Source organism: Thalassotalea loyana, assembly GCF_030161435.1.
GTDB lineage: Bacteria > Pseudomonadota > Gammaproteobacteria > Enterobacterales > Alteromonadaceae > Thalassotalea_G > Thalassotalea_G loyana.
Genome location: NZ_BSSV01000003.1, coordinates 213,798 through 227,354 on the forward strand (window position 1 = coordinate 213,798; position 13,557 = coordinate 227,354).

9 protein-coding genes are annotated in these 13,557 nt (G+C 41.0%); all 9 read right to left on the reverse strand.

From position 1 onward, the window contains the following. Positions 1-140: 140 nt before the first annotated feature. Positions 141-1,226, reverse strand: a complete 1,086-nt coding sequence (gene fbaA, locus QQK05_RS08695) for a class II fructose-bisphosphate aldolase (RefSeq protein ID WP_407704877.1) — start codon at positions 1,224-1,226, stop codon at positions 141-143. Beyond that, a complete protein-coding gene (gene eda, locus QQK05_RS08700) occupies positions 1,205-1,822 on the reverse strand; it encodes a bifunctional 4-hydroxy-2-oxoglutarate aldolase/2-dehydro-3-deoxy-phosphogluconate aldolase (protein ID WP_284297651.1) in 618 nt (205 codons plus the stop codon). Before eda ends, fbaA begins: the two co-directional genes overlap by 22 nt. A 20-nt stretch (positions 1,823-1,842) precedes the next feature. Beyond that, on the reverse strand, positions 1,843-2,775 hold the full coding sequence (locus QQK05_RS08705) for a sugar kinase (protein WP_284297653.1): 933 nt from the start codon (positions 2,773-2,775) through the stop codon (positions 1,843-1,845). Between the two features lie 15 nt (positions 2,776-2,790). Continuing rightward, entirely contained in the window at positions 2,791-4,095 is a 1,305-nt protein-coding gene (locus tag QQK05_RS08710) for an MFS transporter (protein WP_284297655.1), read from the reverse strand. 3 nt (positions 4,096-4,098) lie between these two features. After that, positions 4,099-4,443 carry a cupin domain-containing protein gene (locus tag QQK05_RS08715; RefSeq protein ID WP_284297657.1) on the reverse strand — a complete coding sequence of 115 codons (345 nt, stop codon included), beginning with the start codon at positions 4,441-4,443 and terminating at the stop codon, positions 4,099-4,101. Between the two features lie 10 nt (positions 4,444-4,453). After that, positions 4,454-6,706: a heparinase II/III domain-containing protein gene (locus QQK05_RS08720; RefSeq protein WP_284297659.1), complete on the reverse strand. Its 2,253-nt coding sequence runs from the start codon at positions 6,704-6,706 to the stop codon at positions 4,454-4,456. Positions 6,707-6,713: 7 nt separating this feature from the next. Then, positions 6,714-8,972, reverse strand: a complete 2,259-nt coding sequence (locus tag QQK05_RS08725) for a polysaccharide lyase 6 family protein (RefSeq protein ID WP_284297661.1) — start codon at positions 8,970-8,972, stop codon at positions 6,714-6,716. A gap of 120 nt (positions 8,973-9,092) precedes the next feature. After that, positions 9,093-9,971, reverse strand: coding sequence for an NAD(P)-dependent oxidoreductase (locus QQK05_RS08730; protein WP_284297663.1), 879 nt, complete (start codon positions 9,969-9,971; stop codon positions 9,093-9,095). A gap of 143 nt (positions 9,972-10,114) precedes the next feature. Then, positions 10,115-13,225: a TonB-dependent receptor gene (locus tag QQK05_RS08735; protein WP_284297665.1), complete on the reverse strand. Its 3,111-nt coding sequence runs from the start codon at positions 13,223-13,225 to the stop codon at positions 10,115-10,117. Positions 13,226-13,557: the final 332 nt, after the last annotated feature.

The following is a 13,557-nucleotide window of genomic DNA, read 5'->3' on the forward strand; positions in this document are numbered from 1 at the left end:
AACACAACCAAAGATCGCAAATGATAATCATTATTATTTGCACTATTCTTACAAAATGATAATTTCTTATTAATAAATAGAAAAAAAGCAGAGTGTCAACGCGTGACAGCTCTGCTTTTGAAGTTGTAGTTACACTGAATTTATGATGAATGACGTTTGTTTAGGCAATTTAAATCTTCAAAGCTCTGAATTAACCGATTGACCATGTTATTTTCCGCTTTACGCAACCAGACTCGAGGATCATAGTATTTTTTATTGGGTTTATCATTGCCATCAGGATTACCTATTTGCTCCTGTAAATAGTCTGCCTTTTCCTGATAATACTGTTTTACACCATCCCATGAAGCCCATTGAGTATCGGTATCAATATTCATCTTTACCACCCCATAATCGATTGCCTCCCTGATCTCTTCAAGCGCAGACCCTGAACCGCCATGAAAAACAAAATTTAACGAGTTGGTCTCAATATTGAATTTTTCCGAGACGAACGCCTGCGAGTTTTTCAATATACTCGGTGTTAATTGCACATTACCGGGTTTATAGACGCCGTGAACATTGCCAAATGACGCGGCAATCGTAAATTGAGGGCTTATTTTGCTCAAAACCTCGTAAGCATAAGCAACATCCTCAGGTTGGGTGTATAAGGCGGAATTGTCTAAATGACTATTATCCACGCCATCTTCCTCACCGCCCGTGCAACCTAACTCTATTTCTAGTGTCATACCCAAGGGCTTCATTCGACGCAGATATTGTGCACAGGTCTCAATATTTTCTTCCAAAGGTTCGCTCGATAAGTCAATCATGTGTGAGCTAAACAATGGCTTACCAGTTAACGCAACGTGTTTTTCCGACGCATTGATCAACCCATCAATCCATGGCAATAAATTGCGTGCTGCATGGTCCGTATGCAACAACACAGTGACACCATAGTATTCCGCCATCTGATGAACATACTGAGCCATTGCGATTGCGCCCTGAATTGCAGCGTCATGCCCCGTGAGATTTATACCTTTCCCAGCAAAAAAAGAAGCACCACCATGAGATACCTGAATGATAATCGGCGCATTTGCTTTTGCTGCTGCTTCTAAACAAGCATTCACGGAATTAGTTCCGACGACATTGACAGCAGCTAGCGCATACTGATGAGTTTTAGCATGCTCAAAGACTTTTTGAACTTCACTACCTGTTACGACACCAACCACTGTTATTTGTTTCCTTCGACACAAGCCTCGGTAATTGCCTGCCACTGACCAGACTCTACCCAGTCTTTTTTAGCAACCCATGTACCACCAACAGCAAAAACGTTATCTAAAGACAGGAAATCCATCTTATTTTCCAGTGTTACTCCGCCAGTCGGACAAAATTGAATATCTTGAAAGATTGAACTAATTGAAGATAGGAATTTAGCACCGCCAGATAACGCAGCAGGAAACAGCTTGAGTTCTGTATAACCAAACTCACGTGCCATTAAGATTTCGCCTGTGTTAGAAACACCAGGAAGCACCGGTAAACCACAATCGGCTAAGTAACCTAACAAACGTTCGGATACCGCAGGGGTAATAATAAAGTCAGCACCAGCATCTATTGCTTGTCGGAGTATAACTTCATTAGTCACTGTCCCTGCACCAACGATAAGATCAGGCAGTTCAGCTTTTATTGCTTTAAGCGCAGCAAGAGACGCCTCAGTTCTTAGGACTACTTCGACTAATTTAAGGCCAGCATTAGCCATCGCTTGTGCAATGGCGATGCCCTGCTCTGGTGTTTCTGCTTGAATAATAGGTAAAAGCGTTTGGTTTCCCATCAAAGAGGAAAAGGAAGTCATGGTGATAACCTTGTTTGTATTTATTGAAATTGTGATGAGAATGCAGCTTCGTCTACAATCGCACCTGAGTGTTGGATAACAAAACCGGCGACTTGATTAGCCAGTTCAACGGAATTAATAATCGATTTACCCGTCATTCGTGCACCTAAATACCCCCCATTAAATGAGTCACCAGCTGACGTTGTATCGACAACATCAGTGACTGGTGTCACGTCAACAATATGGTGGCCGTGCTCAGACAAGCAGTGAACATTTTGTTCACCATTCTTCACAATTAATTCTTGAAAAGAATAGTCTTTGAAAAACTTGATGACGCCTTGCACTGTGTCGACGTCAAAGATGGCAGCAAAATCATCAACGCCTGGCAGCAGAATGTCCGCCGCCTCAAAGGCCTTAAGAAACTGAACTTGCGCTTCTGCTTTATCTCGCCATAATTTAGGACGATAGTTCAGATCGAAGGCAATGGTGACACCAGCCTCTTTTAGGGTATGAATAAGCAGCCAAAACTTATCTCTGTCTTCTGTGTTAATTACACCCAAAGAAATGCCACTGAAAAAAAAGATATCGCTTTTACTTAGCTGACGCATGACGTCTGCTGTCATGAAATTCATAACATAGCGAGCGGCAGAGTCACTGCGCCAGTAAGTAAAACTTCGTTCACCTTGCGCATCGACCTGAATTGAATAAAGGCCAGGAATCTTATCCTCTGATTCAAACACACATGAGGTTCCAAGCGATTCGCGGTTAAAGACTTGAAGCATTTCTTTACTGTACTTGTCTTTGCCAACGGCTGTGACCATATCAACGTCAATTTGTGGAAATAAACGTTTCAAATACACAGCAGTGTTAAAGACATCACCAGCAAATGCTTGTTGCGCGATATTTGGGTTAGATTGAGTTGAAACATCTTTCAACTCAATCATGCATTCGCCAAGTAATAAAATTTTGGTCATTATCATTGCCTTTTATTACTTGTCCAGAGCTTTCAATGGCTCTACTTTGGGGATCAACACCCAGACTGCCACCATTGCAATAATGGCTAGAGACGCACCAATAACAAATGCCGGTGTATAGTTTCCGTCAGCCGTTAAAATTGGTACTAATGACGTTAAACCAACCGCACCTAGTTTCGCCGCCATACCTGCAAACCCAGCCAGAGTGCCTACAGCCTTTTTGCCAAGCAAATCGCTCGGTAATGTTTGGACATTACCAATCGCTGTTTGAAAGCCAAATAAAATCACAGCCATAATAAGTACTGCTGTTACAGGAGCGCCAGGATTCGCCATCGCTAACAAGGCCGGTAACATAATCAAGCACCCCAATGTAATTACGAATTTACGTGTTTTATTGGTGTCCCAACCCGCTTTAATTCGATTTTGAGCCAATAAACCACCAAACCAAGCACCAAACATAGCGCCAACATAGGGAACCCAACCATAGATACCAATAGACTTAACATCCATTGCATATACTTCATTTAGATAAATAGGAATCCAAAAAACGAATAACCACCAAATCGGGTCAATAGCAGCAGACGCAATAATGACACCCCAACTTTGCTTTCTCGAAAGTAGTTCTTTGGTTGATGGATTGTACTCTTCTACTGCTGCTTCATTGGCGTCGCTATTTTCAGGACGCTGGCCAGTAAGAATATATTCACGCTCTTCTTCTGTAATCCATGGATGTGAGCCAGGTGGTGACTTAACGAGGATTAACCAAGGGATTAGCCATAATAGACCTACTGCACCAACGACGACGAAAACCATCTGCCAGCTGAAATAAACCGTTAAAAAGGCAATCAATGGAATAGCTACAATGCCACCAATTGCTGCACCTGAGTTAAAGATACCCTGAGCTAAAGCACGCTCTTTTGTAGGGAACCATTCTGCGTTACCTTTTGTTGCACCAGGCCAGTTCCCTGCTTCAGCAACACCTAAAATGGCGCGGAAAATACTAAAGCTAAGTACCCCTTGTGCAAAAGCATGCGCTACAGTTGCTAGCGACCAAACACCGATAGATAAAACGAAACCGATACGGGTACCAACCCAGTCGAAAATTTTACCGAAAATAGCCTGACCAAAAGCGTAAGCAAATACAAAAACAATAGAAATATTTGCGTAAATTTGCTTTCGCTCTAACGCTGACTCATCAGGAAATAAGTCTTCAACGATATCAGGCCAAAGCACACTTAATGCTTGGCGATCGATATAGTTAATAATTGTAGCTAGTGCGATGAGGGCGATAACCCACCAACGTAATCCTTGAATTTTCATGGTTTATTCCTCTAAAAAATCTTCACGCGCTGGGCTAAAAGTATCAATTAAAATACCACCAGTTGGAGACGTTGCTCCATGTTCTGCATGTGGTGGTATATAGCAGCTGTCACCAGCTTTCATGACTTTCGTTACGCCTGCGACCATAAAATGAAATTCACCTTCGACCACATATGTGACTTGAGAATGACGGTGAGAATGCGTGTAGGCAGTAATGCCTTCATCAAACCAAATTTTTACTGCCATTAATTCGTCGTTATAACCAAGCATTTGACGTTTTAATCCGCCACCTAAGTCTTCTATTTCAGCTTCATCGCCAAAGGTAAAGTGGGCACTTTCGTTTTTCATAGTTTTCGTCCTACTGCTGAGCTTTTATTTGAATGAGGTTTAAACGACCATTAATTTGATAATCGTTATTCTTATAAGTAAATTTATCTAGATTATTGTTTTTATTGTTAATTACCAACAAATAACCTACGGTCCCTGAGTCCTCGAGCGTTATTTCTACGATATCAAGGCCGTCTACTGACTGATACTCAAGCCCTGACAAAGAAGACTGAGGTGACAGGGTAAATTCCTTACCCGGGTTATATTGCCCGTGCGGTTCTATTACACTGACAAAGGTATGCTGTTCACTGTCGCTTGCACGATAAATGAAGCTAGACTCGTTGCGTAAATTGAAATTTGGATCATTGGCACCAATTTGAGTAAACAACACCTTCGTATCGCCATCAACTATGCTTGAATGAGTATAAAATTTTCCGTTTTTGTTTAGCCAAGTGATTTTTGCAACACCTTGCTTTGGTGTTGCTTCTCCCGTTAACCATAAGTGTTGATAACCGTTCTTCTCGCCTAGCGGCTTTAATTCACTTAAGAAAGCTTCTCGTTTAAAATTACTTTCAATAAGATGACCTTGATAGTGCAGTGGCAAGTCATATTGGTGGGCGCGTTCACTGCTCACTTTAAAAATGTCGATACTCAATGGTTGATTTCTCGTTGGTACCCTAACCAATGCCATCGAACGCTCCATCAAAACATCAGGATAAGCAGTATCGATTGATGCACTCGCTACTGTGCCAACATCGGTTGTTTCAAAAAATGCCACGTTAGGATGGTGTTTATTCCCAACCTTTGTGTTGCTATTAAAATGACTCTTTTCATCTACAACAACGGTATTATGTGCAACGGTTTGCTTGGCATAGCTTCCATTTTCAGGCAGGTAACGGCCACCATATTTTGCTTCAACATTAAGAAAACGAGCGGCGCCATAGTCTGAGACAATTTCTTCACCTTTATCAAAGAATTGAAAAGCCAATTTATCAAAGTGTCCATGGCCAAGGCCTTGAGCTGCGGGTTTAAACACTAAGGCTTGTTGTTCGTCATTAACTGATTGACGCATAACAATGAGTGCGCCTTCGTTTCCGTTTGCTCCGTCACCTAGTGCAACCGAGCTAAACTGGTATGGAGTAGCTAATCCAGCATCCAGGGCCTTTGCGACTTTAAGGCCATCACCCGTCAAAATGATTTGCTGTTGCTGGTTAGCTATATCTAGTAATTGAGAGTTTTGAGTAAGCCCGTACGCTATCGTAATGCCATTGACTAATTCGATAGTATCGATACCTTTTGATTTAATGGCATCATTAATACCAAAAAACAGTCCGTTATAACTTAAATCTACGGTTGTTTTAATGGCTTTCAAGAGCACGCCGTCACGATACTCAAAGATTTTACGTTCAGGCTCATTTGCTTGAATTGCTTTGGCAAACGTGACAAATGGCATTAACGCATAACGCTGATAGTAAGGCCCTTCATTGTAGTAACCTTGAGGTGAGAACAGTTCATCTAACTGTTTCAAAAAACCACCTTTGCCAGACTTCTCGAGATCGTATAGTGCTTGTTCGACCCAATCAGGATTACCGAGTACATATCCTGCCATACCGACACCTGCTGTGGCCCACGTACCATGGTTGTGTACCTTGTTAAATGTTGAAGGTTGTCCCTCTGATAAAAAGAGTACGACGGGCGTTAGTAGCTTATCTTCAATAAGCATTTTGTCATGTTCAGAAAGTGAATCAACAATCAAATCATAAGCTTGAATTGTATGCACTAACCACACTGCTTCATTTAAACTTTGCCAAAATAATTTGCCTGGGTTTTGTGATTTCACCTTACGTTTTGGGTGGAGCCCTAACGTTGGATATAACTCTGTATAAGCAAGTAACATATCTCGCACAAACAACGCATATTTGTCTTGTTGGCTTATTTGATAAATGACACCAGCGTTATACATTAACTGGTAATTTTTTTTGTGGCGCTCATGGGTATAGCCACCGCCACCATCTGCTGGCACAGGAACTTCAATAGGTTGAGCTATTTGGTTATCAACGGACAATTTCAATGCCTGATAGGTTTTAGCAAACCTTCCCTTTTCAACAATTGCATTGCGCATGTCTGCTAAGTCTTTATAACTGACCACTAAATGAGGGCTTTGCCGATCCTTGGCGAGCACCGGAGAACTTATTACACAAATAGAAAATAACACTAAAAGGCAACTGCAAGCTGGAATTATTTTCGCCATAAATCGACCGACTAAATGCGCTGAGAAATTCATAGCAAACCTATTCTGAAGCCTTATTATTGCTAATCACATTATCTAACATAGACGCTGTATGTGGGCCTTTAACACGTAGCTCGACAACCGACGGTGATGTACTTAACGTGTTATTAGAAATCTTTGTCTTTGGTTCGCCAACAGTATGTTCAACTTTGATCGGCGCTGTGTTTACCAATTGGTTATGATGAATATTGGTTACTTGAACACCATGAAGATATAAACTTGCTTGGCTTTTATTGCGCTTACCATTGCCCGTATTACTCAACACATTATTTGACATTAACAAATGAGGACCAAAGGTACTTTCGTCGCTACCACCTCGATATAGTTTAATCAGTGCGCCTTTAACATCTTCAAAGGAGTTATCTTTTATCGATACATACTCAGCGTTGTATACCCCCAAATCTTCAATCTCTTTATCCAAGCGTAATATATCACCTGAGATTTGAGTGAATTGATTATTCTTTAACGTGATTTCATCAGCAAAAGCGCCCTTCCCTGATTCAAATACATGAAAAGAATGGTTGATGTCGAGCTGCTGAATGATCGAATTTTTCAGCACAAAACGATAATTCTTGGTCATACCCCATTTTTTAGTACGAACCAACGTGTTGCCAGAGTAGTCCGGACTGTTCGAGCCATCAATGATAAGACCATCTAGCTTAAGGCTTCCTCCGTCAATAATCTCAAAGAATGTCCCGCGTTCAAACGTTAGTTTTGCACCATGCTTATCTTTAGCTTTTATAGTGAGTGTTTTATCAACAAAAATAACTTTTCTAGCGTTATAATCACCATTTTCCAATACTAATACATCGCCATCTTTGGCAGCTTCAACTGCTCGATACAATGCATCTTCACCTAAAGAAACATGTATTTCGTTACCAGAATCAAAGGCTTCATTGCCTGATGTTTTCTCGTACCAACTAGGACCTGTTTGCGCTTTTTTTATGGGTTGTAAATCTTTACTCACACCTGCATCAATACCTACAGGGTACAACAATCCATTTGACGCTCGCTCCAGAGCAACGTTTTGCTGTGTAATACCGTAACGCAATTCGCTTACAGGTTTAGTATTCGCAATATTGTCGGCAAACTGGACACCTGATACATCATCAAATAGGGTAAATGGCTGCTGGCGATCGGTGTTAATAATTAGATTTCGCTCAAGTTTCGAATTAATTGGTACGGCACTGCGCTCAGCATCACTTCCTGCAGCGAGTTGAATGTGGTCAACATCGATCAGTGTATTGTTGGTAATTTGAGCATTTTCGACTTGATGATATCGGTTAATTGGTGAATTAGGTACACCATTCATTATCGTTAATCCACTACCAAATCGGTAACCAGTGAGTCCCTCTAGGTAATTATTACGAACAATTTGATCTTTATTAATGACGCGAATCCCGCCAGTATGATCAACGCCATTGCCAAAGAAGATATTGTCTTCGATAACATTACCGTTGCCATGACGCATCGTTAATGTACCTCTAGATTCGAAAAAGACATTACCACGGAGCGTATTCTTACCGGACTTTACTGAGATGATTTCCACTTCACCGTTACAACGGTCAAAATAGTTGTTTTCGACTAGAGTAAATGAGTTGCTTAACGAGTGATGGCTCGTCCCAATACGCAACGTTTCGCCACCGTTTGAGCCAAAAATAGGACGTGGTCCAAAGTAATTATGGTCAATACGATGGTAATTATTTTGACTACCTTGGCTATTTAAACGAACGGCAAGCGTAACGCCTTTATTGGTTTTTCCGGCGAGGTAGTTATGATCAAATCGGTTATGCTGACCGTACAAGCCGACCCAGTAGTCGCCTTCCCGCTTGTCAGGATTAGAAAAATCTTCAATCACTGTTTCAGTCACGCGAGAGTGGTAGGCAAAGTCTGTTTTGTTACGGCGAAAAGAAATAACTTCACTACTTGGTGTATAGCCGTTTTTAAACACTAAACCAGAGACAACTAGGTGTTTACCTGCCAATCGCAAATTAGACTGGCCTGAGAGAATCACTTTACCTTTGGTTTCCGCGGTAAGTGTTATCGGTAACTTCTCTGTCCCCTCACCTGTAAACAAAATTTCAAAATCTTGCCAAACACCATTCGCTAATTTAACCGTATCGCCAGCTTCCAGCTGCTTAACTGCCGCCTTGAACGCTTTTGGTGTTTCAACAAAATAGTCTTTAGCGCAAAGCTCCGTTGAAACCACAAGTGCAAGTGTTGTTAGCGCGAATGCTTTAATTTGTTTACGGTATGCCATATGTTTCTCGTTATTCATCAAACAGTGGTGAGAAAAGCAAGGCTTTAACAACTCCATGTAAATTAAAGCCTTATAGATAGATGCCCTGCTCTCAATGAGCAATAAAGCAGAACGTTCTAGCTATTTTTCTAACTTAAGAAAGTAATCAAAAATTTCCGGTACGTTGCCATTTCCCATGCCTGAGTCAAAAGCAGCCTGTAAGTTGGCAGATGACCCTTCGGCTATTTTTGATGTTGTTCCTAAGTCTTCCACCATTTGAAGGAAGTAACCTAAATCTTTATTTGCGTTAGCAATTGAGAAACCTAAATCACTTACACCGTCCACTGCGTAGTTTTTACAAAAATGCATAAACGGTGAGTTAGATGGACCTGTAGACATAATGTCGAACAACTGCTGACGATCAACACCCGCTCGGTCAGCCACTGCAAATGCCTGTGACATTGCGCAAACTGTCGTCATGCCCATAAAGTTATTTACTAATTTTGTTGTATGACCAGCGCCTAAAGCACCTAGATGGAATACATTTTCACCCTGATCTTCAAGTACAGACTTCACTTTATTAAATGTATCTAGATCACCCGCAGCCATAATATTTAACAAGCCATCTTTAGCATGTGCTGGCGTTCTACCCAAGGGTGCGTCAATCATGCCAGCACCTTTCGCTGCAAGATCAGCACCGATCTTTCTTGTTGATGCAGGGATAGAGGTACCAAAGTCAACAAGCACAGCACCTTGTTGAATACCCGCTAAAATACCATCGTCGGCGTAAACTAAGCTTTCAACGACATTTGATGTGGTTAAACACAGCATAACAATATCACTATTTTCAGCGAGCTCCTTTGCTGAGCTCGCTGTGTTTGCTCCACGAGCAACACATGTTGCAACAGCGTCTTTGTTTAAATCCATTACTGTCAGTTGGTAACCACGCTTTTGCAGGTTCTCAACCATGTTGCCACCCATTAGGCCAAGTCCAATAAAACCAATCGTTGGTTTAGACATAATTAACTCCTAAATTTTGCTACTGCTAATTTTTATATCGAATCCAAGCACTTCAGCGCTGTGCAGGTATTCGATTGATTCAATGAGATGGGGTAACCCATCAGTATTTTTTGGGCGAGTAGCGAACTACTCGCCAGATAGTTTTAGAATTTAGCTTTAACGCCAAACTCCCATTTCGTGCCGGAACGTGAGTAATCAGCAATTGTGGTGTCATTACCACGAGTCATCACTTGTGGTTCGTTCGTTAAGTTCAAACCTTTCAAGAACAAGCTAAAGTTTTTATTAATTTTGTATTTTGCTGACATGTTCATATACAACGCGTCTTGTACATAGCGGTGCGAACGGTCAGGGAAAGGCAAGCTATTTGGCTGCAAGTACTTTGAGCGGTACTTCCATAACAAACGGACCGTTGTATCTTCACCTTCCCAATAAACAGAAGCTGATGCTACGTTTTGAGAGAATCCAAATAAGTTTGCATCTGGAACAATTCCAGGACTTGCTGGTTCAGCTGTGACAAATCCAGAATCAGCATAGTTCCAGGCGAATTTTGCACCTAATCCATTAAATGGTTCAGGAAGTTCAACAAAGTGCTTCTGGCCCGTAATTTCAATACCTTTGATTACAGACGTATCATCAGATGTTTGATTAACTAAAAAGCTGACATCTGGATAGATTGAGGTTTCACCATCTAGGACGACTTCAATATCACGTTGTTCGGTTACCGACTCATAGCCACCCGTGAACGATTTGTAATAAAGCGCAGCCGTGATTGCTGAATCTAGCGATGGGTAGTATTCAAATGACAAGTCGTAGTTGTCTGCCGTGTAAGGATCTAAATGGTTACCACTTGCTGAACCACCACGTACAACTTGGGTGTAGTCAGTATTGGTATCCGGATCACAAATTGTCTCATTTTCATCTTCACAAATTTGATAGCTCACACCTGCCGACATTGCGTTTAATTGGAAACGCGATAAAGAACGATAGGCTGCTGTACGGATATAAAATTCGTCAGTCACCTGAAATGTTAAATTTAAACTTGGTAAGTATTCTGTATATGAAGAATCAAGCGTTACTGGTTCAACAGGTTCACCACTAGCATTCTTAATAGTGCTCCAAATGGTATCGCCTTCATTAGTTTCTCCAGAAGTAATGTATAACTTGTCACCCCAACCATCAGAATGCGTCTCGGTTTTAACCACGCGTAAACCAATGTTACCGTAAACAGGCATATTACCAATTTCTGTATCAATATTAGCCATGACATAGGCCGCGGTAATTGTTTCAGTTACGTCTCGGTCACCACCATCTCGGCCGTCTTCACGCTCGCCAATATCATAAAACCCTGTACCTTCAGCACCCGGCAATTGACCTAAAATTTGACCGATAAAACATTTGTGATCATAGGTAGCATAACGCGTTGCATCACCACCGGCACCCGGCTCTTCAGTAAACTGAATATTATTAGAGTGGCCATTTTGACAGTTATTCATAATGCCATTAATCAATGCCGAATTTGCTTCTGGGTTCAGTTCATCCCAGTTATTATCTTCATTGTCACTAGCGCCGTTTCGTTGAGAACCATCAGAGATGACTAACGAAACATCATTATTTACATAATCAACTAAGTGTTCTTCTGAATATCGTAAGCCAACTTTAATACTTGAGATGAAATCATTATCTAATTGGTATTCACCATCTAAATTAAGTGCAAAAATGTCATCATTACGTTCTTCATGCGTTCGACGATATTCCACGTAAGCATGGCCATCATGTAAAAAGTTAATCATGTGACTAGCATCAAACGCTTCTGATGATACGAATCCACTGTCGTTAGGCCCTAAACGGCTATCGTCTAACCACGTTAGAGTTGGTACATTTCGACCGCGAAAATCCAATGCGTAATTGTATCGTTCAGTTGAACGGAATTTAGTTCTGTGGCGCAACCTATAACGATATGATTCAGAGTATGAAACATCGAGAGCTAAGGTAAAGTCATCATTTGGAGAGTATTCTATTTCTAAACCACCACCACGGTATTCGTCGACTTGATTACGATCTTCACCTTGGAGTGTTGGTCGAGCTTCACCCGTTGCGTATAACAATGTATGGTCAGCTGAGATAATGTGGTCTGCTAAATCGTCGCGACGAGAATCAAGCGCTAGCTCCATTCGCTTTTCTGTGTATTCCAGATCAGAATATTGCGCGTCTACGTTAATATTCCAATGTTCATTAGGTACCCATTGATAAGTAAACACAGCACCAGTGCGAATGTCTTCATCTTCACCTGTTCGCCAGTAAGCATCATTCGGTACATAAAAAATACTGCTACGATCAAAATCAGCTAAATCTGTATCAACGCCTAGCTCAGGGTCTCGGCCAACACGTCCAGCGCTAACACCTTGTTGCCCTGTGGCACAGTTGCTTCCCCCAATAAGATTACTACCATCAGCAGCTCGTAACGCACAGACTCCCATTTGTGAACTACCACCATAGTTCTCCTCAGGGTTAGATGAGTTCGTATGGTTAACACCAAGTGTGAAACCCATGTCACCTAAGCCGTCGGTTTCCCATTGTTGTACAGTCGAGACAACAATTTTACCTCCCCAAGGAGACACATCACCATCAACATCTGAATAGTAATTGTTGTAGATACCCGTTGCTTGAATTGTCGTTTGGTCTTCACCGTAATCAACTGCGCGCAACGAATTCACATCAATTGTTCCCGATGTACCGCCTTCAACTAAATCAGCTTGTTGTGATTTATAAATAACGACTTTATCAACTAGCTCAGATGGAAATTTTTTAAAGTTAACCGCTCGGCCAGGTCCGGCATTAGTAATTGTGCGACCGTTGAACGTTGAGTACCCCCAGTAAGAGCCAAGACCACGTATTGAAATTTCATTTTGGCTACCTTTGAGTCGGTGACCAGAAGCACCTGATATATTTTCTATAACGTCAGATAAACTTAAACCAGGTAATTCACCAAAATCTGCAGCGGCTACTGCATCTACGATAGCTGTATTATTTTTTTTCTCATTTAATGAGCGAGTCATTGTTCCACGTAAGCCGCGCACTTCAATAACTTCAACTTCAGTGTCAGCTTTTGCTTGTTGGGTACTTTCTTGTTCTTGAGCAAGTGATTGGAAAGAAATTAACGAAGCAATTGTAGAAGCGCATAGGAGCGTTTTTCGATAGCTAGTTTGCTGGCGCAATACATGGCTAATCTTATTTAACCTGTTGTTGTTAGACATTGTTATCTTCCGCTTGATTATCGTTGTTTTATATTTGTTAATTTTTGTAATCAACTATATTCAAGCAACATCAACAGGGATTGTCAACCACTTTGGTATACCAATTTGCAATTAAAATCGTTCTTAAATTTTTACCAATTGGTAGAAAAAGTACATATCAAAATAGTTTCTTAACACCTTAACCCTTTATAATAAAAACCAAATTAAACCAATAAAAACATAAAGATAAAGATAAAATAAAATAAAAACCATCAAGTCGACGTATCAAAATAAATGACAACATCCAGCAAATATCACGAAAGGTAATTTTATTTTTGGTTGACCAAAGACCA